Origin of the sequence: Streptomyces sp. BK239 (assembly GCF_004217285.1) — a bacterium.
In the GTDB taxonomy this organism is placed as follows: Bacteria; Actinomycetota; Actinomycetes; order Streptomycetales; family Streptomycetaceae; genus Streptomyces.
The window spans coordinates 942,929-969,164 of sequence record NZ_SHKS01000001.1; the positions used below are offsets into that span (position 1 = coordinate 942,929).

Annotated in this window: 25 protein-coding genes and 1 riboswitch; of the genes, 13 read left to right on the top strand and 12 right to left on the bottom strand. The window is 72.6% G+C overall.

Features of this window, described 5'->3' with window-relative positions; genetic code table 11:
* The first annotated feature begins 12 nt into the window (after positions 1–12).
* Genes macS through EV567_RS04115 form a run of 3 tightly spaced genes read left to right on the top strand, consistent with a single transcriptional unit; the run spans position 13 to position 3,013 of the window.
* Complete coding sequence (gene macS, locus EV567_RS04105) at positions 13–1,251, top strand: MacS family sensor histidine kinase (RefSeq protein ID WP_130437181.1); 1,239 nt, start codon at positions 13–15, stop codon at positions 1,249–1,251.
* Positions 1,248–1,925, top strand: a complete 678-nt coding sequence (locus EV567_RS04110; RefSeq protein ID WP_130437182.1) for a response regulator transcription factor — start codon at positions 1,248–1,250, stop codon at positions 1,923–1,925. The genes macS and EV567_RS04110 overlap by 4 nt, the downstream gene beginning before the upstream one ends.
* 59 nt (positions 1,926–1,984) lie before the next feature.
* The gene (locus EV567_RS04115) at positions 1,985–3,013 is read left to right on the top strand and encodes a 6-phosphofructokinase (protein ID WP_130437183.1); all 1,029 of its coding nucleotides are present in this window, start codon (positions 1,985–1,987) and stop codon (positions 3,011–3,013) included.
* Here the strand turns inward: EV567_RS04115 and EV567_RS04120 are convergent.
* Entirely contained in the window at positions 3,010–4,899 is a 1,890-nt protein-coding gene (locus EV567_RS04120) for an anthranilate synthase family protein (protein ID WP_130437184.1), read from the bottom strand. The two genes, EV567_RS04115 and EV567_RS04120, sit on opposite strands and share 4 nt — an antisense overlap.
* A 138-nt stretch (positions 4,900–5,037) precedes the next feature.
* Positions 5,038–5,100, bottom strand: coding sequence for a trp operon leader peptide (locus EV567_RS28555; RefSeq protein ID WP_351093427.1), 63 nt, complete (start codon positions 5,098–5,100; stop codon positions 5,038–5,040).
* Positions 5,101–5,239: 139 nt separating this feature from the next.
* Between EV567_RS28555 and EV567_RS27920 the strand changes: the two genes are divergently transcribed.
* The 3 genes from EV567_RS27920 (at position 5,240) to EV567_RS04140 (ending at position 8,599) form a co-directional block, all read left to right on the top strand.
* Positions 5,240–6,733, top strand: a complete 1,494-nt coding sequence (locus tag EV567_RS27920) for a hypothetical protein (protein WP_242620663.1) — start codon at positions 5,240–5,242, stop codon at positions 6,731–6,733.
* A gap of 128 nt (positions 6,734–6,861) precedes the next feature.
* Positions 6,862–8,214, top strand: a complete 1,353-nt coding sequence (locus tag EV567_RS04135) for a class II 3-deoxy-7-phosphoheptulonate synthase (protein WP_130437186.1) — start codon at positions 6,862–6,864, stop codon at positions 8,212–8,214.
* Between the two features lie 157 nt (positions 8,215–8,371).
* Positions 8,372–8,599, top strand: a complete 228-nt coding sequence (locus EV567_RS04140) for a bacterioferritin-associated ferredoxin (protein ID WP_207228670.1) — start codon at positions 8,372–8,374, stop codon at positions 8,597–8,599.
* 23 nt (positions 8,600–8,622) lie between these two features.
* Here the strand turns inward: EV567_RS04140 and bfr are convergent, their stop codons facing one another.
* The gene (gene bfr / locus EV567_RS04145) at positions 8,623–9,102 is read right to left on the bottom strand and encodes a bacterioferritin (RefSeq protein WP_130437188.1); all 480 of its coding nucleotides are present in this window, start codon (positions 9,100–9,102) and stop codon (positions 8,623–8,625) included.
* A gap of 174 nt (positions 9,103–9,276) precedes the next feature.
* On the opposite strand from bfr, the gene EV567_RS04150 reads away from it, so the two are divergent.
* Positions 9,277–9,909 carry a sulfite oxidase-like oxidoreductase gene (locus tag EV567_RS04150; RefSeq protein ID WP_130437189.1) on the top strand — a complete coding sequence of 211 codons (633 nt, stop codon included), beginning with the start codon at positions 9,277–9,279 and terminating at the stop codon, positions 9,907–9,909.
* A 36-nt stretch (positions 9,910–9,945) separates the two neighbouring features.
* On the opposite strand, the gene EV567_RS04155 is transcribed toward EV567_RS04150, so the two are convergent.
* The 5 genes from EV567_RS04155 to thiO form a co-directional block, all read right to left on the bottom strand.
* The gene (locus tag EV567_RS04155; protein WP_130437190.1) at positions 9,946–10,827 is read right to left on the bottom strand and encodes a deoxyribonuclease IV; all 882 of its coding nucleotides are present in this window, start codon (positions 10,825–10,827) and stop codon (positions 9,946–9,948) included.
* A 34-nt stretch (positions 10,828–10,861) separates the two neighbouring features.
* Positions 10,862–12,811, bottom strand: coding sequence for a Stk1 family PASTA domain-containing Ser/Thr kinase (gene pknB, locus EV567_RS04160; RefSeq protein ID WP_130437191.1), 1,950 nt, complete (start codon positions 12,809–12,811; stop codon positions 10,862–10,864).
* Positions 12,812–13,163: 352 nt separating this feature from the next.
* On the bottom strand, positions 13,164–13,958 hold the full coding sequence (locus tag EV567_RS04165; protein ID WP_130437192.1) for a thiazole synthase: 795 nt from the start codon (positions 13,956–13,958) through the stop codon (positions 13,164–13,166).
* 3 nt (positions 13,959–13,961) lie between these two features.
* Entirely contained in the window at positions 13,962–14,162 is a 201-nt protein-coding gene (thiS, locus tag EV567_RS04170; RefSeq protein ID WP_130437193.1) for a sulfur carrier protein ThiS, read from the bottom strand.
* Positions 14,159–15,322, bottom strand: coding sequence for a glycine oxidase ThiO (gene thiO / locus EV567_RS04175; protein ID WP_130437194.1), 1,164 nt, complete (start codon positions 15,320–15,322; stop codon positions 14,159–14,161). Before thiO ends, thiS begins: the two co-directional genes overlap by 4 nt.
* A riboswitch (TPP riboswitch) is annotated at positions 15,320–15,431 on the bottom strand. (Overlaps the previous gene by 3 nt.)
* Before the next feature lie 52 nt (positions 15,432–15,483).
* Between thiO and EV567_RS04180 the strand changes: the two genes are divergently transcribed.
* The 6 genes from EV567_RS04180 to EV567_RS04205 all read left to right on the top strand — a co-directional run bounded on the left by EV567_RS04180 (position 15,484) and on the right by EV567_RS04205 (position 20,323).
* Positions 15,484–15,834, top strand: coding sequence for a hypothetical protein (locus EV567_RS04180; protein ID WP_130437195.1), 351 nt, complete (start codon positions 15,484–15,486; stop codon positions 15,832–15,834).
* Between the two features lie 77 nt (positions 15,835–15,911).
* Positions 15,912–17,108, top strand: coding sequence for an NAD(P)/FAD-dependent oxidoreductase (locus tag EV567_RS04185; protein WP_130437567.1), 1,197 nt, complete (start codon positions 15,912–15,914; stop codon positions 17,106–17,108).
* Between the two features lie 73 nt (positions 17,109–17,181).
* The gene (locus EV567_RS04190) at positions 17,182–17,547 is read left to right on the top strand and encodes an Rv2175c family DNA-binding protein (RefSeq protein ID WP_130437196.1); all 366 of its coding nucleotides are present in this window, start codon (positions 17,182–17,184) and stop codon (positions 17,545–17,547) included.
* A gap of 79 nt (positions 17,548–17,626) precedes the next feature.
* On the top strand, positions 17,627–18,274 hold the full coding sequence (gene thiE / locus EV567_RS04195; protein ID WP_130437197.1) for a thiamine phosphate synthase: 648 nt from the start codon (positions 17,627–17,629) through the stop codon (positions 18,272–18,274).
* Positions 18,275–18,399: 125 nt separating this feature from the next.
* Entirely contained in the window at positions 18,400–19,323 is a 924-nt protein-coding gene (gene metF / locus EV567_RS04200) for a methylenetetrahydrofolate reductase [NAD(P)H] (protein WP_130437198.1), read from the top strand.
* Positions 19,324–19,378: 55 nt separating this feature from the next.
* Positions 19,379–20,323, top strand: coding sequence for a hypothetical protein (locus EV567_RS04205; RefSeq protein WP_130437199.1), 945 nt, complete (start codon positions 19,379–19,381; stop codon positions 20,321–20,323).
* Positions 20,324–20,339: 16 nt separating this feature from the next.
* Here the strand turns inward: EV567_RS04205 and EV567_RS04210 are convergent, their stop codons facing one another.
* The 4 genes from EV567_RS04210 to EV567_RS04225 all read right to left on the bottom strand — a co-directional run bounded on the left by EV567_RS04210 (position 20,340) and on the right by EV567_RS04225 (position 26,062).
* The gene (locus EV567_RS04210) at positions 20,340–21,845 is read right to left on the bottom strand and encodes an NAD(P)/FAD-dependent oxidoreductase (RefSeq protein ID WP_130437200.1); all 1,506 of its coding nucleotides are present in this window, start codon (positions 21,843–21,845) and stop codon (positions 20,340–20,342) included.
* Between the two features lie 449 nt (positions 21,846–22,294).
* Entirely contained in the window at positions 22,295–22,921 is a 627-nt protein-coding gene (locus EV567_RS04215; protein WP_130437201.1) for a TetR/AcrR family transcriptional regulator, read from the bottom strand.
* Positions 22,922–22,971: 50 nt separating this feature from the next.
* A complete protein-coding gene (locus tag EV567_RS04220) occupies positions 22,972–25,056 on the bottom strand; it encodes a YhgE/Pip family protein (protein ID WP_130437202.1) in 2,085 nt (694 codons plus the stop codon).
* Positions 25,028–26,062, bottom strand: a complete 1,035-nt coding sequence (locus tag EV567_RS04225) for an ATP-binding cassette domain-containing protein (RefSeq protein WP_130437203.1) — start codon at positions 26,060–26,062, stop codon at positions 25,028–25,030. The genes EV567_RS04220 and EV567_RS04225 overlap by 29 nt, the downstream gene beginning before the upstream one ends.
* Between the last annotated feature and the right edge of the window lie 174 nt (positions 26,063–26,236).

Genomic DNA, 26,236 nt, shown 5'->3' on the forward strand with positions numbered 1-26,236 from the left:
GGGGTGGGGGACATGGCCAGACGCGAGGCAGTCATGCGGATGTCGGTCGAGCTGCCGTTGTGGCGCGCGCTCACCGCCTACCGGGTGCTGACGATGCTGTACGCGCTGGGCCTGTTCGCCACCGCCTACGACGAGTTCGTCCGCCCCGGCATCGCCGTCGGCTACTACGCCGTGCTGAGCGTCTGGACGCTCGCCACCCTGCCCCGCGTCCAGAACGCCGCCGCCTGCACCAAGCCGTTCCTCGGCGTCGACCTCGCCATCGCCCTCACCGGCATTTTGCTCACCCCGCTCGCCGACACCCACCAGCGGATCGTCGAGGGCGGCCCCACCCTGCCGTCGATATGGACCGCAGGCTCGGTCCTCGCGTTCGCCGTCAAGGGCGGCTGGCGCTGGGCGGTGTTCGCCTCCACCCCCGTCGCCGTCGCCAACCTCGTCGAACGCGGCGCCCCGGCCCACGACACCGTGCACAACGTGATCCTGGTCTGGGTAGCCGCCATCGCCATCGGCTACGTCGTCGAGGTCGCCCGCGCCTCCGAGCGCACCCTCGCCCGTGCCCTGGAGATCGAGGCCGCGACCCGGGAACGGGAGCGGCTCGCCAGGGACATCCACGACAGCGTGCTCCAGGTGCTGGCCATGGTGCAGCGGCGCGGCGCGGTCATCGGCGGCGAGGCGGCCGAGCTGGGCCGGATGGCCGGCGAGCAGGAGGTGGCGCTGCGCACGCTGGTCTCCGGCGGGCTGGTGCCGGTCTCCCGGGTCTCGGAGGACGAGGCCGAGGGCGCCGTCGTACGGATCGTGGACGAACCCGCCGGCGACGAGGACACCGGGCCTGCCGACCTGCGCACCCTGCTCGCCCCCTTCGCCGCCGCCCGGGTCGCCCTCGCCGAGCCCGGCGCCCCGGTGCTCCTCGCGCCGCCCGCCGCGCGGGAGGTGGCGGCGGCCGTCGGGGCCGCGCTGGACAACGTCCGACGGCACGCCGGGCCGGACGCGCGCGCGTGGATCCTGGTCGAGGACGAGCCCGACCAGGTGATCGTCACCGTGCGGGACGACGGCCCCGGCATCCCGGAAGGACGGCTCGCGCAGGCCGAGGGCGAGGGACGGCTCGGCGTGGCCCAGTCGATCCGGGGCCGGCTGCGCGACCTCGGCGGCAGCGCCGAACTGATCTCGACGCCCGGCCAGGGCACGGAGGTCGAACTGGCGGTGCCGAAGGCGCCGCAGGGGAACATCGAGCGGGGGAAGGCAGGACGGCGATGAGCGACGTACAGGGCCCGATCAGGGTGATGGTGGTCGACGACCACCCGATGTGGCGGGACGCCGTCGCCCGGGACCTCACGGAGGCCGGCTTCGACGTGGTCGCCACCGCCGGCGACGGCGAGCAGGCCGTGCGCCGCGCCCGGGCCACCACACCGGACGTGCTCGTCCTGGACCTGAACCTGCCCGCCAAGCCGGGCGTGCAGGTCTGCAAGGAGGTCGTCGCCGCCAACCCGGCGCTGCGCGTCCTGGTGCTGTCCGCGAGCGGCGAGCACGCCGACGTGCTGGAGGCGGTGAAGTCCGGCGCGACCGGCTACCTGCTGAAGTCGGCGTCCACGGAGGAACTGGTGGACGCGGTGCAGCGCACCGTCGTCGGCGACCCGGTGTTCACCCCGGGTCTCGCCGGTCTCGTGCTCGGCGAGTACCGCCGCCTCGCCTCCGAGCCCGCACCCGCCGCCGGCGCCGACGAACCGGACGCACCCCGGCTCACCGACCGGGAGACCGAGGTGCTGCGCCTCGTCGCCAAGGGCCTGAGCTACAAGCAGATCGCCGAACGCCTCGTCATCTCCCACCGCACGGTCCAGAACCACGTGCAGAACACCCTCGGCAAGCTCCAGCTGCACAACCGCGTCGAACTCGTCCGGTACGCCATAGAGCGCGGCCTCGACGACGAGTGAGTCGCGCGCGACACTGACCCTTCGTCAGGCAGTCTCGGCCCACGGCGAGGGGACCCGTCATGCGCGTCGGAGTACTGACCGGGGGCGGCGACTGCCCCGGCCTCAACGCCGTCATCCGCGCCGTCGTCCGCAAGGGCGTCCAGGAACACGGCCATGAGTTCGTCGGCTACCGGGACGGCTGGCGGGGGCCGCTCGAAGGGGTGTCGGTCCCCCTCGGCATCCCGGCGGTGCGCGGCATCCTGCCCCGGGGCGGCACCGTCCTCGGCTCCTCGCGGACCAACCCCCTGCACGAGCAGGACGGCGTCCGCCGTATCCGCGACACCCTCGCCCGCGACGGGGTCGACGCCCTCGTCGCCATCGGCGGCGAGGACACGCTCGGCGTCGCCGCGCGGCTGGGCGAGGAGCACGGCGTGTCCTGCGTCGGCGTGCCGAAGACCATCGACAACGACCTGTCGGCCACCGACTACACCTTCGGCTTCCACACCGCGGTCGGCATCGCCACCGAGGCCATCGACCGCCTGCACACCACCGCCGAGTCGCACATGCGCGTCCTCGTCGTGGAGGTGATGGGCCGCCACGCAGGATGGATCGCCCTGCACTCGGGCCTGGCCGGCGGCGCCAACGTCATCCTGATCCCCGAGCAGCCCTTCGACGTCGACCAGGTGTGCGCCTGGGTGACCTCCCGCTTCCGGTCCTCCTACGCGCCGATCGTGGTCGTCGCCGAGGGCGCGGTGCCCAGGGACGGCGGCATGGTCCTCAAGGACCGCTCGCTGGACCCCTTCGGGCATGTGCGGCTCTCCGGCGTCGGCGAGTGGCTGGCCCGCCGGATCGAGGAGCGCACCGGCAAGGAGGCCCGCACCACGGTCCTCGGGCACGTGCAGCGCGGGGGCACCCCCAGCGCCTACGACCGCTGGCTCGCCACCCGGTTCGGCCTGCACGCCGTTGACGCCGTCCACGAGCGGGACTTCGGCACGATGGTCGCCCTGCGGGGCACGGACATCGTCCGCGTCCTGCTCGCGGAGGCGACGGCCCGGCTCAAGACGGTGGATCCCGCACTGTACGCCGAGGCCGGTGTGTTCTTCGGCTAGCCGTTCTCGCCCACCGCCTGACCGGCCGGCCGCAGCGCCTTCATCAACTCCCCTACGATCGCCGCCCCGTCGAGGGTCAGCACCGACTCCGGGTGGAACTGCACGCCCGCGAAGCCCGCGCCGCGCAGCGCGTGCACCTCGCCGTTGTCCGCCCGGCTCACCTCGACGCCGTGCGCGGTCAGCTCCTGCCGGGCGTCGTCGTCGCACCGTGCCACGAAGCTGTTGTAGAAGCCGACGGTCTCCTCACGCCCGAAGAAGTCCACCGTCGTCTGAGCCCCCTGGTACGGGACCTCCTTGCGTACGATGTCCAGCCCCAGCTCCGCCGCGATCAGCTCGTGCCCCAGGCAGACGCCGAGGACCCCGTGCCGGTGCTCCCGGATCACCCGCGCGGTCAGCTCCCGCAGGAACCGCATCTTCGGGTCAGCCAGGTCGGACGGGTCGCCCGGGCCGGGACCCAGCACCACCGGGCCCTCGTGCGCGAGGACCGCCTCCCGCAGCCCCGGCTCGTCGTAGCGCCGGACCGACACCGTGAACCCGGCCGAGCGCAGCACGTGCGCGAGCATCGCCGTGAAGGTGTCCTCGCCGTCGACGACGAGCGCGTGGGAGCCGAGGTCCCGCGCCCGCTCCTGCATCCGCAGCCAGAACGGCGCCAGCGAGGCCCGCCGGCCGTCCAGCGCCGCCCGCACCCGGGGGTCGTCGGCCAGCCCGGCCCGTGCGCCCTCCTCCCGCGGCCTGCCCGGCCGTACGCCGAGGGCCGCGAGCACGCCCGCCGCCTTGGCGTGCGTCTCCGCCACCTCGCCCGCCGGGTCCGAGCTGCGCACCAGCGTGGCCCCCACCGGCACCCGCAGCCGCCCGGACGCGTCGATGTCGGCGGTGCGGATGAGGATGGGGGAGTCGAGGGTCTGCGCCCCGCCCGAGTCCCGCCCGAGCAGCGCCAGCGCGCCCGCGTAGTAGCCGCGCGCGGTCCCGTCACGCCCGAGGGGCTCGTGGCGCTCGATGACCCGGCAGGCGTTCTGCACCGGCGACCCGGTCACCGTCGCGGCGAACATCGTCTCCCGCAGCACCTCCCGCACGTCCAGGGAGGACCGGCCGCGCAGCTCGTACTCGGTGTGCGCGAGGTGCGCCATCTCCTTCAGCCGGGGCCCGACCACCACCCCGCCCATGTCGCCGACGGTGCACATCATCTTCAGCTCCTCGTCGACGACCATCGACAGCTCCTCGATCTCCTTGCCGTCGCCGAGGAAGTCCAGCAGACGCTCGGGGCTCGGCCCCTCGGCCGGATATCGGTACGTCCCGCTGATCGGGTTCATCACGACCGTGCCGCCGGACATCCGCACGTGCACCTCGGGACTCGCGCCCACCAGCACCCGCTCCCCGGTGTGCACGACGAACGTCCAGTACGCGCCCCGCTCGCCCTCCAGCAGCCGCCGGAACAGAGCGAGCGCGTCGGCCCTGGAGAAGCCGGCGATCCGCCCCTCGAAGGTCCGCCGGATGACGAAGTTCGCGCCCTCGCCGCGGCCGATCTCGTCCCGCAGCACCCGCTCGACGATCCGTGCGTACTCCTCGTCGCCGACGTCGAAGGCGCCGCCCTCGACGCGCACCCCGTGCGCGGGCAGCTGCTCCAGGGCGACGGCGAGCGGGATCTCGTGGCGCTCCTCGGGGGTCAGGAAGGCCAGCGGGGTGCCGTCGTCGCGGACGTCGAAGCCCCGCTCGCGGATCTGGCGGAACGGCACGAGCGCGAGGCCCTCGTCGGGCAGGTCGGCGAGACGTTCGTGGGTGGTGACCGGGCCGACGAGCAGTTCCACGGTCTGCTCGTCGTGGCCCGGGGCGCGCCGGCGCAGCAGCGCGAAGGGGCGGGTGTCGTGCGTCAGGTCCAGCAGGTTCATGGTCCGTGGGTCCTCTCAGGTGCACCGGGTGAAGCGGGGGAGGGGAGGCGGGAAGGTGCGGGGCCGGGAGGACGACCGGCGGGGAAAACGCCGAAGGCCGCCCTCGGGCGGCCTTCGCGAAGTCGTGCGTACGCGCAGTCAGTGGGCCGCCGGATGAGCGGTCCACCACCAGTTCCGGGTGTGGGTCGAGTGCGCGAACATGCGCCGCACCCTACCCCACGGTGCCCGTCGCGGCACGCGCTTCACTGCTTCGGATCCGGCCTATGATCACGTCTGCTTGACGTGTTCCAGACCAGAACCAAAAGGGGTGGGTGTGTCTTTAACGAGCAGACTGAGGCCGTTGGCCTTCGTCGCCGCGGCGGCCGCGCTGTTCTCCGGCCTCACCGGGCCGGCCGCGACAGCCGTGGACCAGCCGACGATGACGAAACTGGCGCTCAGCGGCGACCGGTTCAAGATGACCGACACGAGCTACGTCGCCGCGACGAACAACCTCTACGCCAACCACCTCACGGAGCACGCCAGCCTGGAGCAGGTGCTCACCACCGACTACACGACCAACTCCTCCGGCGTGGCCGACCCCTGGATGAACCTGCGCTCGATGCGGGCCTGCGCGGGTAACGAGACCAAGGCGCTGCCGCCGGTCACCCGCAAGGTCTCCTGGTGCTGGTCGTCTGCCCACGGCGACGACGACACGGGCCGCTGGTGGCCGCAGGGCATGAGCAGCACGGGCACCGCCGACGGGGGCGACGGCGCCATCGACGGCAAGCGCGCCCTGGCGGTCGCCTGGCACTACAACACGTACGAACGCGACGCCGCCGCCGACACGACCGGCTGCCGCACCAACAACCTGCTCAAGCTGAGCCTCATCGACCGGGACACCGGCAAGTACCGGCACGTGCTGCTCGCCCAGCCCACCAGCACCTCGTCCGCCGCCTCGAACTTCACGTTCGTCACTGGCCACGCCGGCGGGATCGTCTGGTACTCCAACTACATCTACGTCACCGACACCACCGGCGGCATCCGCGTCTTCGACATGGAGAAGCTCGCCAAGGTCGACGTCTACGGCTCCGGCGTCAGCACGTCCGGCATCAACGGCGGCAGGTCCAGCGCCTGCGGCTACCCGTACGTGATGCCGCAGGTGCACTACTACAAGCAGGCCTCGGCCCCGCCCTCCGGCGCGTGCAGCGAGGACGCCGTGAACGGGGTGCCCGACGCGAACTCGCTGTGCTACTCGTGGCTCTCGCTCGACAAGACCGGCGGCGGCCCCTTCAAGCTGGTCACCGGCGAGTGGTTCGGCAAGGCCGACGGCGGACGCGTGGTGCGCTATCAGCTGAACCCGGCCGACTCCGCGACCTATCCGGGGCTGCTCAACCTCTCCGGCGGCAAGACGGTGATCCAGGACGCCTACGCCGCCTCCCGGTACCGGGGCCTCCAGGGCGGCATGACCTGGACGGACGCCCAGGGTCTGCTGCACTTCGACTTCCACAAGGGCTGCGGCACCAAGCCCGCCGTCTTCTCGCACACCTGGGCCGGCGACACCCGCGCCCCGACGGCCTGCACCAGCGGCGACCTCGCCACCGGGAACTGGGCGGTGGGCACCCCCCAAGCCCTCAGTCACTGGCCCAGGCTCGGCGCGGACCCGGTGGACGAGCTGTGGGGCCTGACCGAGCACATCTGCCCGAGCGCGTCGCTCAAGGCGACGTACCCGGAGGACTTCAAGCCGGCCACGGGCGCCGGCGACGCCTGTCTGAACTACAACGGCGCCGAATCGATGTCGCTGCGCACCGTCTTCGCCGTCGGCTTCACCGACCCCACGGTGCAGAACCTGCACTGACGCCCCTGCCGGACCGGGCCGGGCCCCCGTGGCGGGGACCGGCCCGATCCGGCCGTGTCTCAGCGCTATTCGTCTCATTTTCTGGGCACGGGGATGGACGCCCTGGGTGACCCCGTAGGGTTGAGTGCGTGACCGTGAACGCTAAGTCCAGCGCGAGCGCTGGCAACACCTGGCGAGACCTGCCCGCGGCGCAGCAGCCCGAGTACCCCGACACCGAGGCTCTGCGCGCAGTGATCGCGGACCTCGAGTCGTATCCGCCGCTCGTCTTCGCGGGCGAGTGCGACCAGCTGCGCGCCCGGATGGCGGCCGTCGCCAAGGGAGAGGCGTTCCTTCTCCAGGGCGGCGACTGCGCCGAGGCCTTCGACGCGGTGTCCGCCGACCACATCCGCAACAAGCTGAAGACGCTCCTGCAGATGGGCGCCGTGCTGACGTACGCCGCGTCCGTGCCCGTGGTGAAGGTCGGGCGGATCGCCGGCCAGTACTCCAAGCCGCGCTCCAAGCCCACCGAGACCCGCGACGGGGTGACCCTGCCCACCTACCGGGGCGACTCCGTCAACGGCTTCGACTTCACCGAGGCCGCCCGCGTCCCCGACCCGGAGCGGCTGAAGCGGATGTACCACGCCTCCGCCTCCACCCTGAACCTGGTGCGCGCCTTCACCACCGGCGGCTACGCCGACCTGCGCCAGGTGCACGCCTGGAACCAGGACTTCGTGCGCTCCTCCCCGTCCGGCCAGCGCTACGAGCAGCTCGCGCGCGAGATCGACAGCGCGCTGAACTTCATGCACGCCTGCGGGACCGACCCGGAGGAGTTCAAGACCGTCGAGTTCTACTCCTCGCACGAGGCGCTGCTGCTCGACTACGAGTCCGCGCTCACCCGCGTCGACTCCCGCACCGGCCTGCTCTACGACGTCTCCGGGCACATGGTGTGGATCGGTGAGCGCACCCGGCAGCTGGACCACGCGCACATCGAGTTCGCCTCCCGGATCCGCAACCCGATCGGCATCAAGCTCGGCCCGACGACGACGGCCGAGGACGCGTTGCAGTACATCGAGCGTCTCGACCCGGACCGGGAGCCGGGCCGGCTGACCTTCATCGTCCGCATGGGCGCCGACAAGGTCCGCGACAAGCTGCCCGAGCTGGTCGAGAAGGTCACCGCCTCGGGCGCGACCGTCGCCTGGGTGACCGACCCGATGCACGGCAACACCTTCGAGGCGGCCTCCGGGCACAAGACGCGCCGCTTCGACGACGTGCTCGACGAGGTCAAGGGCTTCTTCGAGGTCCACAAGGCGCTCGGCACCCACCCGGGCGGCATCCATGTGGAGCTGACCGGCGACGACGTCACCGAGTGCGTGGGCGGCGGCGACGAGATCTTCGTCGACGACCTGCACCAGCGTTACGAGACGGCCTGCGACCCGCGGCTCAACCGCAGCCAGTCGCTCGACCTGGCCTTCCTCGTCGCGGAGATGTACCGGGACCAGTAGTGATCCGCCCGTGACGGGCGGAGGGGGTGGGGCGCGGATCACATACGATCCGCGCCCCCTCCACTTTTGCGCCTCCTGAGCCCCGGGTAAGGTTAGGTTAGCCTCACCGATCAACGGGGCGGCGACAGCAATCAATCCCGGCGGGAGGTGGATCCGCGTGTTCGTCTGCAGCTGCTTCCAGGTGACGGAAGCACAGGTCCAGCAGCACGCGGAGAACGGCGCCTGCACCCCGCGCCAGATCGCCTCCGCCTGCAAGGCCGGCACGGACTGCGGGTCCTGCGTACGCCGTATCCAGGCGATCCTCGGCCGCGGCGCCTGCCCGCGCCGGGAGCAGGCGGACCAGGGTGAGCAGGTGCTCACCGCCCGCCTCGACGAAGCGGCCTAGCGCGTCGGCCGTGCGGCGCCGGTTCAGCTCTCCGGCTGCTCGATGAGTTGCGCGATGTAGAGCGCCTCGCCGAGCTTCTCCACCAACTCCAGCTGGGTGTCGAGGTAGTCGATGTGGTGCTCCTCGTCCGCGAGGATCGACTCGAAGATGTTGGCGGACGTGATGTCGCCCTTCTCGCGCATCACGTGGATCCCGCGCCGGAGGCGGTCGATGGCCTCCACCTCGATCTGCCGGTCGGCCTCGAACATCTCCTTCACCGTCTGGCCCACGCGCACATGGAACAGCCGCTGGTAGTTCGGCAGGCCGTCCAGGAAGAGGATGCGGTCGGTGAGCACCTCCGCGTGCTTCATCTCGTCGAACGACTCGTGCCGGGTGTACTTCGCGAGCCGCGTCCAGCCGAAGTTCTCCTGCATCTTCGCGTGCAGGAAGTACTGGTTGATCGCGGTGAGCTCGGCGGTGAGCTGTTCGTTCAGGAACTCGATGACCTCGGGGTCGCCCTGCATCGCGGGGCTCCTTCCACGTGGGGAATCAGGAGGTTGCCGCCGCATGATTTCACCGTCGATCGAAGATCGTCCAGTAAGTGCGTACTTAGTAAGTTAGTCCAGGCTTAGTGCCATGTGCCCGTTTCCGCCCATGGCGGGTGAGGGGCGGTGTCCGGGGTCTGTCAGGATGGAGTCATGGGTCAGCCGGTGGAGCGGGAAACGGGAGAAGCAGCAGTGTCCGAGCTTCCGCCGGGGCAGCGACTGCAGCGGGGCTGGCCGGTCACCCACTACGGGCCGGTACCCAAGTTCCGTCCGGAGCGCTGGGAGTTCAGCGTCTTCGGCGCCACCGCCGACGGCGGCAAGCGGAGCTGGAACCACGAGGAGTTCACGGCCCTCCCGCACACCACCGTCGTCGCCGACCTGCACTGCGTGACGAAGTTCAGCATGCTCGGCGCCGAATGGGGCGGGATCCCGGCCCGCACCATCCTGGACATCGCGCCGCCCGCCCCCGACGTCACCCATGTGATGGTGTGGGCGGAGTACGGCTTCAGCTCCAACCTGCGCCTGTCGGACTTCGCCTCCGACCGCACGATCTTCGCCACCCACAAGGACGGCGAACTCCTCACCGCCGAACACGGCTTCCCGCTCCGCCTGGTCGTCCCCCACCTGTACGCCTGGAAGGGCCCGAAGTGGGTCCGCGGCGTGGAGTACATGACCGCCGACCGCCGCGGCTTCTGGGAGGAGCGCGGCTACCACAACATCGGCGACCCGTGGCGGGAGCAGCGGTACTCCTACCAGGAGGAACCGGGGGAGGGGCCGGAGCTGTAGCCGGCCCTCGGCCGTCCCGGAGTCGTGGCCGGCTCCTCAGCCGTCCCGGAGCTTCTTCAGCCGCTCCACGTCCGCCGCGTGGCCTTCCTTGCCGCCGGGCGTCTCGATGACGAGCGGCACGCCGACGGTGGCCGGGTGGGTCATCAGGGCGCGGAACGGATCCTCGCCTATGTGGCCGGACCCGATGTTCTCGTGCCGGTCCTTGTGTGCGCCGACCACATCCTTGGAGTCGTTGGCGTGGATCAGCTTCAGCCGTCCCTCGCCGACGGTGTCCACCAGCAGGTCGAGGGTCTGGTGCATGCCGGACGGGCCGGTCAGATCGTGCCCGGCGGCGAAGACATGACAGGTGTCCAGGCAGACGCCGAGCTTGGGATGGGCGTCCAGCGCCTCGAAGTACGGGCCGAAGTCCCAGGTCCGCGAGCACAGCGAGGATCCCTGGCCGGCCGTGCCCTCCAGCAGCAGCCACGGGTCGTCGTCGTGCGTCAGCTCCTCCAGCAGCGGGAGCATGTGCTCACGCACCTGCTTCAGCGCCACCGACCGGTCCCGTCCGCCCGTCGCGCTGCCCGTGTGCACGACCACGCCCAGCGCGCCGATCTCCCGCCCCCGGCGCAGCGAGTGCCGCAGCGACTCCACCGACCTCTCGACCGTCGCCTCGGTGTGCGAGCCGAAGTTGATCAGGTACGGCGCGTGCACGTACGCCGGCGTCGACGTGGTCGCGCAGGCCTCCCGGAACGCCTCGTCCTGCCGCGGGTTCCCGGCGGGGGTCGCCCAGCCGCGCGGGTTGGCGACGAAGACCTGGACCGCCTCGGCCTGCAGCTCGCGGGCGTAGGCCACCCCGACCGAGTGCAGACCGCCGGCCACGGGGACATGGCCGCCGACGGGGTTGCGGGAGGGGAACGGTGACGCTTGAGGACTCACCCGCCCAGGGTGTCACGCCCCCGGGACCGCCAGGTCACCGGATGGTGATCGTGATGGTCGACCCCTTGGGCGCCGACTCCCCGGCCTCCACCGACTGCTCCTTCACGGTGTCCCCGAACAGCCCCAGCAGACCCCTGTCCTCCTTGACCCCGAAGCCGGCCTGCTCCAGCTCCCGCTTGGCGTCGTCGACGCTGGAGCCGACCACGTCCGGGACCTCGACCATCTCCGGCCCCTTGGACAGCGTCAGCGTCACGGTGTCGCCCTCGGCGACCTGCTTCTCCGGCGCCGGCGACTGGGCGGCGACCTGACCCTTGTCGTACTCGGAGTTGACCTGCCCGGCGGCGACCGTCACCTTCAGGCCGGCCTCCGTCAGCGCGGCCCGCGCGTCGGCGAGGCTGTCGCCGATGACCTCCGGGACGTCGACCGGGCTGCCCTTGCTGACGACCAGGGCGACCGCGGTGCCGGCGCGGCGCTCGGTGCCCGCCTCGGGGTCGCTGCGGATGACGGCGCCCTTGGGGACGTCCTCGCTGAACTCCTGGGTGACCATGCCCGGTTCCAGGCTGTCGTCCTTCAGCTGGGCCTTGGCCCTGGCCAGCCGGAAGCCCTTCAGGTACGGCACCTTCACGGTCTCGGGCCCGTCGGACACGACGAGCGTCACCGTGTCGTTCTTGCGGATGCGGGCCCCCGGCCCAGGGTCGGTGGAGATGACCGTGCCACGGGCGACCGTGTCGCTGAACTCGTGCTTCGTGGTGCCGGCCTCCAGCCCGGCCGCCTCCAGCCGCTGCCTGGCTCGCTCCTCGGTCTGGGTCAGCACCGCCGGGACCTTGGTGAACTGCCCGGAGTTGATGTACCAGACGCCCGCGCCGACGCCGAGGACCAGCAGGACCAGGGTGACGATCGCCACCGTCCGGCCCCGGGCCGGCAGCGACCGGCGCTGCGGCGGCAGCGGGGGAGGGCTGCGGAACCGGGACGTCCGGTCGAGCCCGTCGCCGCCTCCGCCGGCATGGGCGGCCGGGTCGTTCTCGCCGACGGGCAGGGGCCTGGGGACCGTGAGGGAGCGCGGGATCACGCTCGTGCGGTCCTCGGCGTTGTCGTGCTCCGCGGACAGGGCCTGCGGGGGCGAGGCGTCCAGCTGCTCCTCGGTGAGCGCGGCGCGCGCCTCACGGGTCTGGGAGAGCAGCGCCACGGCGTCGTACGGGCGCACGTCCGCGTTGCGGGCGGTCGCCGAGGCGACCAGCTCGTCCAGCTCGTAGGGCAGACCCGGCACGACGGCCGAGGGCGGGGGCACGTCGTCGTGGAGGTGCTTGTACAGCACGACGGCGGGGGTGCCGCCCTCGTGCGGCTTGTCACCGGTGAGCATCTCGTACAGCACGATGCCGCACGCGTACACGTCCACGCGCGCGTCGGCCGTGCCGTGCTCTATCTGCTCGGGCGCCAGGTAGGACACGGTGCCGAGGACGGCGCCGGTGGTGCTGGTGACGGTGTCCACGGAGCGCACGAGACCGAAGTCGGCGACCTTGACCCGCCCGTCGTCCCCTATGAGCACGTTCTCGGGCTTCATGTCCCGGTGCACGAACCCGGCCCGGTGCGCGGCGCCGAGCGCGGCGAGCACCGGCTCCAGGATGTCCAGCGCGGCCCTCGGCTGGAGCGCACCCCGGTCGCGCAGCACATCGCGCAGCGTGCAGCCGGCGATGTACTCCATGGCGAGGTACACATACGCCCCGTCCGTCCCCTGGTCGAACACCTGGACGACGTTGGGGTGGGCGAGCCGGGCGACGGACTTGGCCTCCCGGATGAAGCGCTCGACGAAGGAGGCGTCGCTCGCGAGTGCCGGATGCATCACCTTGAGTGCGAGCACGCGGTCGAGGCGGGTGTCCACGGCCCGGTAGACCGTGGCCATCCCGCCGACCGCGATCCGCGCCTCGACGCGATAGCGCCCGTCGAGCACCTGCCCGACGAGAGGGTCCTGAAGGGTCGTGTCCACGCAGCGAGTCTACGAGCCCCCACCGACACCCCCACCCCACCCACCACCGCACTGCAGCGGACCTGTGACGCACCCCATGACCGAGAGACACCGGCAAGACCCCCGACGGCCCCCAGCCCCCCGGACGCCCCCCGCCTCCCACCCCGAGACGGAAAGCCGCCGACAGCCCCCAGCCCCCCGGACAGCCTCCGCCTCCCGCCGACGGCGCCCAGCCCCCGGGCGCTCTCTGCCCCCACCCCGAGACGGAAAGCCGCCGACGGCGCTCAGCCCCCACGGGCGACGTTCACCTTTCTCCTGACGGTGAACGGGCGGTGCGCGGGTGGGAGAGAAGGAAACGGGACCGTCCCCACGGTCAGAACGCAGGACGCTCAGGATCCAGCACGGCCAACCCCTCCGCAGGAGAAGACGCCGCAGCGAAGTACCGCCGGGGAATCCGCCCCGCCAGCCGCGCGAGCCGCCCCGCCTCCACCCCCGCCCGCATCGCGCGAGCCATCCGCTCGGGATCCGCCGCCCGCGTCACCGCCGACGCCAGCATCACCCCCGCACACCCCAGCTCCATCGCCAGCGCCACATCCGACGCCGTACCCGCCCCCGCGTCCAGAATCACCGGCACCCCCGCGTGCTCCACGATCAGCTGGAAGTTGTGCGGGTTGCGGATCCCGAGCCCGGACCCGATCGGCGACCCCAGCGGCATCACCGCCGCGCACCCCACGTCCTCCAGCTTCCGCGCCAGCACCGGATCGTCGTTCGTGTAAGGCAGCACCGTGAACCCGTCGTCGACCAGCGTCTCGGCCGCGTCGAGCAGCTCCACCGGATCCGGCAGCAGCGTCCGCTCGTCCGCGATGACCTCCAGCTTCACGAGGTCCGTCCCCAGCGCCTCCCGCGCCAGCCGCGCCGTCAGCACCGCCTCCCCGGCCGTGTAGCACCCCGCCGTGTTCGGCAGCACCCGTATCCCGAGCCGGTCGAGCACCGACAGCACCGACCCGTGCACCGAGGGGTCCACCCGGCGCATCGCGACCGTCGTCAGCTCGGTCCCGGACGCGACCAGCGCCCGCTCCAGCACCTCCAGGCTGGGCGCGCCGCCCGTGCCCATGATCAGCCGGGACGACAGCGTCGTACCGCCGAGGACGAGGGGATCGTCAGCCATGGCTCAGCCTCCCTGGACGGCCGTGAGGACTTCCACCCGGTCCCCCTCGGCGAGGGTCGTGGCGGACCACCGCGCGCGCGGGACGACGGTCTCGTTCAGCGCGGCCGCCACCCCGGAGGGCGCCGCCGTGAGGGACCGTACGACGGTGTCGAGCGCGGTGCCGGCGGCGACCTCCCGCCGCTCGCCGTTGACGTGGATGTTCATGCGGGCTGCTCCGAGAGTGCGGCGGCGCCGAAGCGCCGGGGTGTGAACGGGCGGGCCAGGTCGGGCAGTTCACCCGTGGTCAGGACATGCGCCAGCACGTCCCCGGTCACCGGCGTGAGCAGCACGCCGTTGCGGTGGTGACCGGTGGCCAGCAGCAGCCCGTCCAGGCCGCTCGGCCCGAGCAGGGGCGCGTTGTCCGGCGACGCGGGACGCAGCCCCGCGCGCGTCTCCGTCAGGGGCAGTTCACTGATCCCGGGGATCAGCTCATGGGCGTCGCGCAGCAGCTCGTAGACGCCGCCTGCCGTCACCGTCGTGTCCCAGCCCAGCTCCTCGCTCGTCGCGCCGACGACCAGCTCGCCGTTCTCCCGCGGCACCAGGTAGACGTCGCTGCCGCGCACCACGGCCCGTACCGTGCGGCTCAGGAACGGCGCGTACCGGGGCGGCACGGTCAGCCGCAGCACCTGCCCCTTCACCGGCCGCACCGGCGGCAGCAGCTCCCGCGGCACGCCCGCGAGCCGCCCGCTCAGACTTCCGCCCGCGAGCACCACCTGCCCGGCCTCCAGCGCCGTCCCGTCGTCCGTGACGACCCCGTCGGCCCGGCCGCCCCTCACGGACAGCCGCTCGGCCCAACGGCGGTGGAAGACCACGCCCGCCCGTTCGCACGCGGCCACCAGCGCCCCCGCGAGCCGCCGCGGGTCGATCTGGTGGTCGCCGTCCACGCGCAGCCCGCCGCGCACGCCCGGCGCGAGCATCGGCTCCAGGCGCCGGCACTCGCGCCCCGACAGCCACTGTGACGTGAGCCCCGACTGCTGTTGCAGGGCGTGCAGTTCCCGCAGATGGGCCCGGTCGTCGGCGTCCAGCGCCACCGCGAGGGTGCCCGAGCGCCGGTAGCCGAGGTCCTGCCCGGTGAGGTCGCTCAGCTCGGCCGCGAACTCCGGGTAGCGGCGCGCCGATTCCACGTTCAGGCCGAGCAGCGTCTGCTCGCCGTGGTGCAGTTCGGTGACGGCGGCCAGCATCCCGGCCGCCACCCGCGCGGCCCCGCCGCCCGGCTCGGGATCCACCACCGCCGTGACCAGACCGCGCTGTGCGGCCCGCCACGCCGTGACCAGACCGATGATTCCGCCCCCGACGACGAGGACGTCTGACGTACGTGCGGACATGGGCGTCCAGCCCCTCCCTTCGCCGGCATGACCCGGATCAGGTTCGTACGGTCGGAGGCCGCCAGCCTCCCTCTCAGCCCGGTGCGTCCGGGCTCCCGCGAGTGCTCTAGGTTGGCCACCCTAGCCCGGCCTCGCATGTCTCAGTAAGGGAGTCCCACCCCGTGCCGCCCTCGCTCGACGGTCTCGTCCTCGCCCCCGTCGCCGACCAGGCCCCCGGCCAGGTCGGCACCCGCACCCGCTTCGCGTACCACGAGCGCGACGGTGTGATCTGGGCCGACTACGCGGGCGGCGACGTCGTGAGAGGGCATCTGGTGGGTACCCGTGCCGGGGACCGGCTCGACTTCCGGTACGTACAGCTCAAGCAGGACGGGACGACGTCCTCGGGGCACTGCGTGTCGACGGTGGTGGAGCTGGCCGACGGCCGGGTCCGCCTCGACGAGACATGGGAGTGGGAGTCGCAGCCCGGCAGCGGGACGAGCGTTGTGGAGCAGGTCACGGAGCACGACGGCTGACTGACAATCCGTCAGTTGTCTAAGGTGATCAGGTGAGCGAGCAGAGACGGGACGAAGTCGGTACGGCCGGACGGCGCGTGGTCGTCGTCGGCGCGGGCATGGCCGGGGTGCAGACCGCGGTCGCCCTGCGCGAGCAGGGTTTCGACGGGACGGTGACGCTGATCGGCGCCGAACCCCACCAGCCCTACGACCGGCCGCCGCTGTCCAAGGCGGTCCTGCTCGGCAAGGCCGAGGGCTCCGCCTTCGACGTCGACTTCGACGGCCTCGGCATCGGCCTGCGGCTCGGCAGCGAGGCGCTCGGCGTGCGCCCCGCCGAACACGTCCTGGACACCGAGGCCGGCCCGGTGCCCTACGACGTCCTGGTCCTCGCCACCGGCGCCGAACCGATCCGGCTGCCCGGCGCCGAGGGTGTGCCCGGCGTCCATCTGCTGCGCACCCTGGACGACGCCGAACGGCTGCGGCCCGTCCTCGCCCGGCAGCACGACGTCGTGGTCGTCGGCGCCGGCTGGATCGGCGCGGAGTTCGCCACCGCCGCCCGCGACGCCGGCTGCGCCGTCACCGTCGTCGAGGCCGCCGACCGGCCGCTCGCGGGCGCCCTGCCCGCCGAGGTCGCCGCCCCGATGGCCGGCTGGTACGCCGACAGCGGCGCCGAACTGCGCACCCGCGCGCGCGTGGAGCGCGTCGAACCCGGCGAGGTCGTCCTCGGCGACGGCTCGCGGCTGCCCGCCGGCGCCGTCGTGGTCGGCATCGGGGCCCGCCCCGCGACCGCCTGGCTGGCCGGTTCGGGCATCGAGCTCGGCGCGCACGGCGAGATCCTCGCCGACTCCCATCTGCGCACCAGCGTGCCGGACGTGTACGCGGTGGGCGACTGCGCCTCCTTCCCGTCGGCGCGCTACGGCGAGCGGCTCCTCGTCCACCACTGGGACAACGCCCTCCAGGGCCCGCGTACGGTCGCCGCCAACATCCTCGGCGAGCCCACCGGGGAGCCCCTGGAGACCTACGACCCGGTGCCGTACTTCTGGTCGGAGCAGTTCGGCCGCTTCGTTCAGTACGCCGGCCACCACGGCGCCGCCGACCGCATGGTGTGGCGTGGCGACCCGGCAGGACCGGCCTGGAGCGTGTGCTGGCTGCGCGACGGGCGCCTGGTCGCCCTGCTGGCCGTGGGCCGCCCGCGCGACCTGGCGCAGGGCAGACGGCTGATCGAGGCGGGCAGCCGTATGGACGCCGACGCGCTGGCCGACCCGTCGCGTCCGCTGAAGAACGCGACCGCCTGATCTGCCCGGGAGTGCGGCGTTCGGGCGGCGGAGCGATCGCGGCCACCCGGCCCGAGCGCCTACCCTTGACCCCGTGACCGAGATTGACGCAAAGATCGATGCTCTCGTCCCCGCCTGGCTCACCCTGCCCGACATCGCAGAGATGCTCGACGTCGAGGTGACACGTGTGCGGCAGCTGGTCAAGGAGGGCCAGCTCATCGCCGTGCGCCGCGGCGAGAACCGCGCGCTGCACGTCCCCGCCGCCTTCATCGACGGGGACAAGGTCGTCAAGGGCCTCGTGGGCACCCTGACGCTGCTGCGGGACGACGGCTTCACGGACGAAGAGATGCTGGAGTGGCTCTTCACCCCCGACGAGAGCCTGCCCGGCACACCGGCCCAGGCCCTGAGCGAGAATCGCGGCACGGAGGTGAAGCGCCGCGCCCAGGCGCTCGCCGTCTGACCAGCACGTTCCGGACGACCGACCGGCCCGCGGGGGCTTTCGGGCCCCCGCAGGCCGCCGCCCACGGGGGGACCCACGCATGCCCGACACCGCCCGCGCCCGCCTCGCCGACGCCCGTCTGTACCTGTGCACGGACGCCCGCAAGCGCCAGGGCGACCTCCCTGAGTTCCTGGACGCGGTCCTCGCCGCCGGCGTCGACATCGTCCAGCTGCGGGACAAGGGGATGGAGGCGGCCGAGGAGCTGGAGCACCTGAAGGTGTTCGCCGACGCCTGTGCCCGGCACGGCAGGCTGCTCGCGGTCAACGACCGCGCGGACGTCGCCCACGCCGCCGGCGCCGACGTCCTCCACCTCGGCCAGGGCGACCTGCCGGTCCCCGCGGCCAGGGCGATCCTCGGCGACGACGTCCTCGTCGGCCGCTCCACGCACTCCGAGGCGGAGGCCCGGGCCGCCGCCGTCCAGGACGGCGTGGACTACTTCTGCACCGGCCCGTGCTGGCCCACCCCCACCAAGCCCGGCCGCCATGCCCCCGGCCTCGACCTGGTCCGCCGCACCGCCGCCCTCGGCACGGACCGCCCCTGGTTCGCCATCGGCGGCATCGATCTCACCCGCCTCGACGAGGTGCTGGACGCCGGCGCCAGCCGGGTCGTCGTCGTGCGCGCGATCACCGAGGCGGACGACCCCGGGGCCGCGGCGGCGGAGTTCGCCGAGCGGCTGCGGAAGGTGTGATTTCCGGCCGGTCGCTGTCCGGCAATGTCCGGCCGATTGTCCAAAGGGCGGACAGCAGTCCGGCAAATCGGGCAAATTTGCGGGATCTGGTTGGGACACCGCCGTGCCCTGACTAACCTGCGGGTATGGCCCTCGGAACCGCATCCACCAGGACCGACCGCGCCCGTACCGTGCGCGACATCCTGGCCACCGGCAAGACGACCTACTCGTTCGAGTTCTACGCGCCGAAGACGCCCAAGGGCGAGCGCAGTCTGTGGAACGCCCTCCGCAGGGTCGAGGCGGTCGCCCCGGACTTCGTGTCGGTGACGTACGGCGCCGGCGGTTCCACCCGGGCGACCACGGTCAAGGAGACGCAACAGATCGTCGTCGACACCACCCTCACCCCGGTCGCGCACCTCACGGCCGTGGACCACTCCGTCGCCGAACTGCGCAACATCATCGGCCAGTACGCCGACGCCGGGATCCGCAACATGCTCGCCGTGCGCGGCGACCCGCCCGGCGACCCCATGGGGGAGTGGGTGCCGCACCCGAGCGGCCTGGCCTACGCCGCCGAACTCGTCCGGCTCATCAAGGAGTCGGGCGACTTCTGCGTCGGCGTCGCCGCGTTCCCCGAGATGCACCCGCGCTCGACCGACTGGGACAAGGACGTCGCGCACTTCGTCGACAAGTGCCGCGCCGGCGCCGACTACGCCATCACCCAGATGTTCTTCCAGCCCGAGTCCTACCTGCGGCTGCGCGACCGGGTGGCGGCGGCCGGCTGCCCGACCCCGGTGATCCCCGAGGTCCTCCCGGTGACGAGCGTGAAAATGCTGGAGAGGCTGCCCCAGCTCAGCAACGCCCACTTCCCGGCCGAGCTGAAAGAGCGCATCCTCACAGCCAAAGACGATCCGGCCGCTGTACGCTCCATTGGCATCGACTTCGCCACGGAGTTCTGCGCTCGGCTTCTCGCCGAGGGAGTGCCCGGACTGCACTTCATCACGCTCAACAACTCCACGGCGACGCTGGAAATCTACGAGAACCTGGGTCTGCACCACCCGCCGCAGGCCTAGACCTGCCGCACCGTGATACGTCACACTGCGTGCGGCCACTGGGAGAGGGGCGTACATGGGCTGGACGGTCCTCTACATCGCGTTCGGCGTCGTCGCGCTGTGGCTGCTCGGCGAGGTGCTGCTTCAGTACAAGGCACGCCTGCGCTACCGGCTGCTGGCGTTCGCCGGCTTCCTCGGCGTGGTGCTGGGCGTGCTGATGCCCAACGTCATCGTCATCGGTCTGGGCGCCGCCGCGTTCGCGGTCGGCCAGACCTATGTGACGCTGTCGTTCCGCCGCGGCTTCTCCGCCGGCTGGGCCGTCAGCCGCCCCGGCGCGGAGGCCGTCAAGGGCCGCCGGGGCCGGGCCGAGCGCAAGGACCCCGTCCTTCAGGTCTCCGGCCTGGAGACGGCCGAGGAGGACGCCGACTCCCACGGCCGCGAGGCCGACGCCCCGTTCAGCGGGGACCGCATGTCCTACGGCCGCGACACGGACTCCTACGACGACGACCACGACGACGTCTTCACCCCGGCCGCCCGCGGCGCCGCCGTCTACGAGCCGCAGCCCCTGCCCGACGACACCGGCTCCTACGGCGTCTACAGCGACTCCGCCTACGCGGCCGCCACCCAGCCCCAGGACCAGTACGCGACGGCCGCCCAGACCGCCGACCAGGGCTACGGCCACGACGGCTACTCCGGGTACGGGCAGCAGCAGTACGGCTACGACTCCGCCGGCGAACAGCAGTACGCCGCCTACTCCGACCCCTACATCGGCACCCAGACCTACGGCTCGGGCTCGTACGACACCGGGTACGGCCAGCAGCAGTACGGTCAGCAGGGGTACGGCCAGGACCAGTACGGCTCCGGCGGCTACGGGGAGACCCCCTCCGGCGGGGTGTGGGTCCCGCAGCAGCGCAGCGACGACTCCCCGGGCGGCGACCTGCCGTCCGACCAGCACTACCCCTACCAGGGCGACGGCCGGCAGCAGGGGAACGGCTACGACGAGCAGCAGTACCGGTACTGACGCCCGCGCGTCCCGCTCACTGCGAGCCGCGGAACTCGGGCCCCTCCACGATCAGTCCGGACACCAGCGCACCCGACATGCCGGCGTGCGGCAGCCCACCGCCCGGGTGCGACCAGCCGCCCACGGTGAACAGGCCCTCCACACCGGTGGAGTTGGACGGGTGCAGCAGCCGCCCCCCGGCCGCGGCCAGCGCCGGCGCCGGGACGGCGCCGCCCGCGGCGCCGGTCTCGTCCGCGATGTCGGCGGGCGTGCGCACCTCGCTCCACAGCAGGCGGTCCCGCAGCCCGGGGACGGCCCGCCCGGCGGCGTCGATCAACCGCTCGACGGCGTCGGCCGGCACATCCGCCCCCACGGGCACCACACAGCTGACGACGACCGCCTCATGGCCGGAGTCCGGCACCAGAGCCGGGTCGCCGGGCCGCAGCACCGTGACCGTCGGGCGCGCCGGCTTCCCCGCCGCCGTGCCGAAGAGGCTCTCCAACTCGCCCTCGCGGTCGTCGGTGTGCACCACCGTCCGATGGGCGGCGCCCTCCGGACGGCCGCCCCGCAGGGCCAGCAGCACGGTCAGACGACTCGGCAGGCCCGCCTGCGGCACCACCTCGCCGTGGGCGCGCGGCGCGAGCCCCGGGAACCCTCCCGGAGCGAGGACGAAGTCGGCCTCCGCGACCGTGCCTTCCCCCGGGCCGGACGCACCGGAACCGGCGCCGCCCTTCAACTCCACGCCCGCCGCCCGGCCGTCCTTCTCCAGCACCCGTGTCACCTCGGCGCCGAAGACGAACTCGACCCGGCGGGCCACGCACCGCTCGTACACCGCGCGGGCCAGCTCCCGCATCCCGCCGCGCACGTACCACATCCCGAACGCGTGCTCCATGTACGGCAGCACGGCCGCGCTCGCCGGGGTGACGCGCGGATCCAGGCCGTACGCGAGCGCGTGGCTCTCCAGCAGCGCGGCGAGCCGGGCGTCGCGCAGCTCCCAGGCGCCGACCTCGGCCAGGGTGCCGGCCCGCCGGGTGCGCAGCAGTCGCTTGTGCGGGACCGAGGGGTAGGGCTCGCGCTCGCCCAGCACCGACCAGTCCGCCCACAGCGGCTCCTCCAGGAGCGGCCGGCGGGTGCGGTCCCATGCCTCCCGGGCCCGGACGAGGAAGTCGCCCCAGCGCTTCCCGGCGCCCGCCCCGAGCGACTCCTCCAGGGCGGCGACGACTCCCGCGCGTGAGGCGTTCGGCAGGGCGACCTCGACACCGTCCGCGAACACATGGCGTGCGGACGGGTCGACCTGCACGAGCTCGACGCGGTCCTCCAGCGGCTCCTTGCCCGTCTTGAGGAACAGGTCGCGCCAGACCGCGGGCAGCGGCAGCAGACCGGGCCCGGTGTCGAAGGCGAACCCGTCCCGCTCGAAGCGGCGCACCGCACCGCCGTACGTCTCCGTACGCTCGTACACCACCACCCGGTGACCTGCCACGGCCAGCCGGGCGGCGGCCGCGAGCGCGCCCATCCCAGCGCCGATCACCGCAATCCGTGCCATGCCCGCGACTTTATCGGCCGCGACTGACAGTGACGGCCCCGGCCCGTTCCATCGGGCCGGAACGGGACGCGAGCGCTGTCGGCGGGTCGCCGGGCATCGCACGGAAGCGCCGGTGCGTGGTGGCCACGTCCCCCGTGGGCCACCGCGCACCGGCGCTTCCTCGTGCTTCCCCCGTTTCCCCCGTTCCCCCGTTCGGTCGTTCCCCCGGGTCCCCCCGTGCCTCGCTCCCGCCGACCCGGCCGGCGGAAGGAGCGGTCCAGGACCGGCGCCGTTCCGCCGCCCCGTGTCGGCGGTGCCGGTGCCGTGCCCCTTCCCGTGCCTTTACTCTCCCGTCCCCGTGGACCCGCACCCATCCGCGCGCGTACTCATCTCCCCCACTAGGTACGCGTACTCAGCCGTGAGCGCTCATCCCCAGGGCGCACGGGAAGGCGCCCCGGGAACCGGCCGCCCTACGGGCGCCCGCTGACCCGCCCCTGGAGCAGCCGGGACAGCGCCGCGTGGACGTCGTCCAGCGAGCGTTCCGGCTGGAAGGACTGCCAGTCCAGCGCGGCCACCAGGACCATGCCCACCAGCGCTGCCGCGGTCAGCTGCACATCGATCTCCTCGCTGAACTCCCCGCCCTCGATGCCCTCCCGCAGCACGCCCTCGACGACGGCCACCGCCTCCTGCCGCACCACCATCAGCGTGGACTGCCACGCCCGGTTGGTGCGCCACAGCTCGGCCACGTAGAGCTGCGTGAACGCCGGATAGCGGTCGATGAAGACGAGGCCCGCGCGGACCATCGCGTCCAGCGCGTCGACCCGGCTGCCGCCCTCCCGCGCGGTGCGCTCGGCGGCCTCCCGCAGCGAGGCGGTGAGCAGGCCCACCCCGTGCCGCAGCAGCTCCTCGAAGAGGACCGACTTGCTCGCGAAGTTGTAGTAGACCGTGCCCTTGGCGACCCCGGCCCGCTCGGCGATCTCGTCCACCGTGGTGGCGGAGAAGCCCTGCTCGGCGATGAGGGTGACGGCCGCCTCGTAGAGCTTCTGCCGGGTGGCCTCGCGGCGGGTGCGGCCGCCCGGCGTGGTGGTGCTTTCCATGCCCCTGATTGTCACAGGTGCCCGGCTCGCCGGAGGGCGGGATCGCGTGCTCACAGGCTCAGCTCCGGGTGCAGCCGGTCCAGCGTCCACACCTGGCGCCGCCTCGCGGACAGCGCGGTCAGCGCGAGGGCGCCCGCGGTGAACACGACGAGCACCACGCACGCGTGCCACACCGGCTCCAGGCCGCCGCCCGTGATGAGCCGACGCAGCGCGTCCACGACGTGGCTCATCGGCAGGTAGGGGTGGATCGCGTTGAAGAAGCCTGGACTGGTCTGCACCGGGTACGTGCCGCCCGCCGACGTCAGCTGGAGCATCAGCAGCGCGAGCACGAGGATGCGGCCGGCCGCGCCGAAGCGGGCGTTGAGCCACTGGATCAGCGCCGCGAAGCAGGCCGTCACCAGGAAGAGGAAGCCCACCGTCCCGGCGGCCCGCTCCATCCGCAGGCCGACCGCCCAGTGCAGCACCGCCATCAGCGCGGTCGTCTGCAGCACGCCGATCGCCACCACCGGCAGCCAGCCCGCCAGCGCGATCCGCCACGCCGAGGCGCCGGCGGCGAGCGCCCGCCGGTTCATCGGCGCGATCAGCATGTACGCCACCATCGCGCCCACCCACAGGGACAGCGGGATGAAGTACGGGGCGAACCCGGTGCCGTAGTTGGGCGCCTTGTGCAGGTCCTGGTTGGCGAGCCGCACCGGGTCCGCCATGACGGCGGTGCGCGCGTCGCGGGCCGGTTCGTCGTAGTCGGGGATCCGCTCGGCGCCGTCGTGCAGTCCGCCCGCGAGCTTCCCCGAGCCGTCGACCAGCTTGAAGATGCCGCCGTTGAGGTCGTCCGCGCCGGTCTTCAGCTTGCCGACGCCCTTGTCGAGGTTCCCCGCGCCGGTGTCGGCGGCGCCGAGCCCGGTGTGCAGCTTCTTCGCGCCGGCGGCGACCTTCCCGGCCCCCTCGTTCAGCTCGTTGATCCTGGCCACGGCGTCGGTGAGGTCCTCGGACAGGTTCGGGGCGCGGTCGGCGAGGGCCTGCGACTGCTTCTGGAGGATGGCGAGGTTCGCGCGGAGCGTCTTGAGGTCGCCGTTCTGGTCGGCGATGAGCGTGTTGACGTCGTCGGCTATCAGCACGACGTCCGCGGCCGCGTCCCTCGCCTTCTTCAGGTCGGCGCAGGCCGGGTCGGGCAGCACCGGGGTCTCGCAGCGTGCCGTGTAGACGCCGGCCAGCGTGTCGGCGGCCGTGTGCGCGCCCTTGGCGGCGATCGGGGCGGACTTCACCAGCGTGGCGAGGTGGCCGCCGACCACCTGGGCGGAGTCCGCGACGAGTTGCGCGGTGTCCCCGATGGTCTTCTCGTTCTTCGCGACGTACGGCCCCACCTCGGCATCGATGCCGTTGACCTTGTCGGCCAGCGTCTGCGTGCCGTCCGCGACCTTGCGCGACCCGTCCGCCAGGTCACCGGCCCCCTTGTCGAGCTTCGTCAGCGCCTTGGCCAGCTTGTCGCTGCCCGTCTTGGCTTTCTTCAGCCCGTCGGCGAGGTCCTTGGAGCCCTTCTCGGCCTTGTCGATGCCGCCGGTCAGCTTGTCGGCCCCGTCGGCGGCCTCCTCGGTCTTGCCGTGGATGTCGGAGAACGAGATGAAGATCTTGTCGAGGAACGAGCGCGAGGCCTTCGTCGAGGCGGCCGTGCGCACCTCGCTGAAGACCGTCCGCGAGATCTGCCCGACGATGTAGTTGTTCGCGTCGTTCGTGCGGACCTGGAGGGCGCTCGTCTCGGGGGTCTCGCCGGAGCTGGAGGCGATCCGCCGGCTGAAGTCGGCCGGCATGGTCAGCGACAGGTAGTAGGTCCCGTCCTCCACGCCCGCGCGTGCCTGCGCGGCGCTCACCTCGTGCCACTCGAAGGTCGCGCTGTCCCGCAGCCTCTCGGTGATGTCGTCGCCGGCGGTGAGCCTTGTGCCGCCGACGTTCGCCCCCCGGTCGTCGTTGACCAACGCGACGGGGATGCGGTCGAGGCGTCCGTAGGGGTCCCAGAAGGACCACAGGTACAGCGCGCCGTAGAGCAGGGGCAGCAGCAGGAGGGCGACCAGGGCGGCGCGGGGGAGGCGCCCCCGGCCGAAGCGGCGCAGCTCAAGCGCGGCCAGTTTCGGGGAGCGCATCCGCCGGGTCCTCCTTGTCGCCGGTGTTCCGGTCGTCGGTCTTCGGGTCTTCGGTTTTCGGGTCTTCGGTCTTCGGGTCGTCGTCGCCGCAGGCGGGGGTGTCTCCGGCTGTCGCCTCGGTCGTACCGGTGTCCGTGTCCGCCGTGTCCGCCGCGTTCTCGGGGGCTTCCCCGTCTTCCCCGGCCTTCCCGTCTTCCCCAGGTCCGTCCTCGGCGGCGTCCGTGTCGCCGTCCGCCTCGGGAGCCGCGGCCGGTCCCGGGTTCCCCGCCCCGGTCGCTCCGGTCGCTCCGGTCGCCCCGGTCGCGCCGGCCTCGCCGTCCTGGCCGGACGTGGTCACCCGGACCGCGTCCTCGGGTGCCTCGCCGCACACCGCCACGACCGTCGTCCCGGCCGCGGTGAGGGACGCGAACAGTGCGCGCACGTCGGCGCGTTCACCCTCGGACAGCTTCAGGTCGGCGTCGTCCACGCCGAGCAGCCCCGGCCGGCCGACGAGGGCCAGCGCCACCGACAGCCGCAGCGCTTCCAGCCGTTCCAGATCGCGAACGGCCGTCCGCGCGCCCTTGGGCAGCGACTCCAGGTCGAGCCCGGCGGCGGCGAGCGCGTCGTCCACGCGTGCGTCCAGCTCGGCGGCCTTCTCCGCGCGCGGGCGCAGCAGTTGCCGCACGGAACCGGAGAACCGCCGCTCCAGCAGCGCCCGTTCGCGCAGGTGCTCGCCGACGGTGAGGGCCGGCTCCAGGTCGGTGACCCCGGCGACATGGGCCAGGGCGCTGACCTTGCGGGCCGCGGCCGCCTGCTTGGGCAGCCGTGCCGTGCCCACCGTCGCCGTGCCCTCCGTGGCCTTCATCCGGCCGGTGAGTGCGAGCAGCAGGCTCGTCCGGCCGGACCCCGACGGCCCCTCGATCACGATCAGCGAGCCCGGCTCCGCCCGGAAGCCGACGCCGCGGAATGCCCACCCGCGAGGCCCGCGGAGCCCGAGGCCGTCGGCCGTGACACCGACTCCGTCCACAGTTCCCCCTGTGTCCCACCAATTTGAACTGACTGGTCAGTGCAAAAACTAACGCGAACCTTCGCTCGAAGCAAAAGCCCAGGTCAGAACGGATTGTCAGTGCCATACCCCACGATGGGCCCATACGGCACCCCGTATCGGGCCGTGCCGTCACACAGACGACAGGAGGTTCGT

Bases quoted from the DNA above. Each gene is read 5' to 3' on its own strand.
- EV567_RS04165 (WP_130437192.1), bottom strand. From the start codon at position 13,958: ATGGCTGACGATCCCCTCGTCCTCGGCGGTACGACGCTGTCGTCCCGG.
- EV567_RS04115 (WP_130437183.1), top strand. From the start codon at position 1,985: ATGCGCGTCGGAGTACTGACCGGGGGCGGCGACTGCCCCGGCCTCAAC.
- EV567_RS04150 (WP_130437189.1), top strand. From the start codon at position 9,277: ATGGGTCAGCCGGTGGAGCGGGAAACGGGAGAAGCAGCAGTGTCCGAG.
- macS (WP_130437181.1), top strand. From the start codon at position 13: ATGGCCAGACGCGAGGCAGTCATGCGGATGTCGGTCGAGCTGCCGTTG.
- bfr (WP_130437188.1), bottom strand. From the start codon at position 9,102: ATGCAGGGCGACCCCGAGGTCATCGAGTTCCTGAACGAACAGCTCACC.
- thiS (WP_130437193.1), bottom strand. From the start codon at position 14,162: ATGAACATCCACGTCAACGGCGAGCGGCGGGAGGTCGCCGCCGGCACC.
- EV567_RS04120 (WP_130437184.1), bottom strand. From the start codon at position 4,899: ATGAACCTGCTGGACCTGACGCACGACACCCGCCCCTTCGCGCTGCTG.
- EV567_RS04210 (WP_130437200.1), bottom strand. From the start codon at position 21,845: ATGGCACGGATTGCGGTGATCGGCGCTGGGATGGGCGCGCTCGCGGCC.
- EV567_RS04110 (WP_130437182.1), top strand. From the start codon at position 1,248: ATGAGCGACGTACAGGGCCCGATCAGGGTGATGGTGGTCGACGACCAC.
- EV567_RS04220 (WP_130437202.1), bottom strand. From the start codon at position 25,056: ATGCGCTCCCCGAAACTGGCCGCGCTTGAGCTGCGCCGCTTCGGCCGG.
- EV567_RS04205 (WP_130437199.1), top strand. From the start codon at position 19,379: ATGGGCTGGACGGTCCTCTACATCGCGTTCGGCGTCGTCGCGCTGTGG.
- thiE (WP_130437197.1), top strand. From the start codon at position 17,627: ATGCCCGACACCGCCCGCGCCCGCCTCGCCGACGCCCGTCTGTACCTG.
- EV567_RS04215 (WP_130437201.1), bottom strand. From the start codon at position 22,921: ATGGAAAGCACCACCACGCCGGGCGGCCGCACCCGCCGCGAGGCCACC.
- metF (WP_130437198.1), top strand. From the start codon at position 18,400: ATGGCCCTCGGAACCGCATCCACCAGGACCGACCGCGCCCGTACCGTG.
- thiO (WP_130437194.1), bottom strand. From the start codon at position 15,322: ATGTCCGCACGTACGTCAGACGTCCTCGTCGTCGGGGGCGGAATCATC.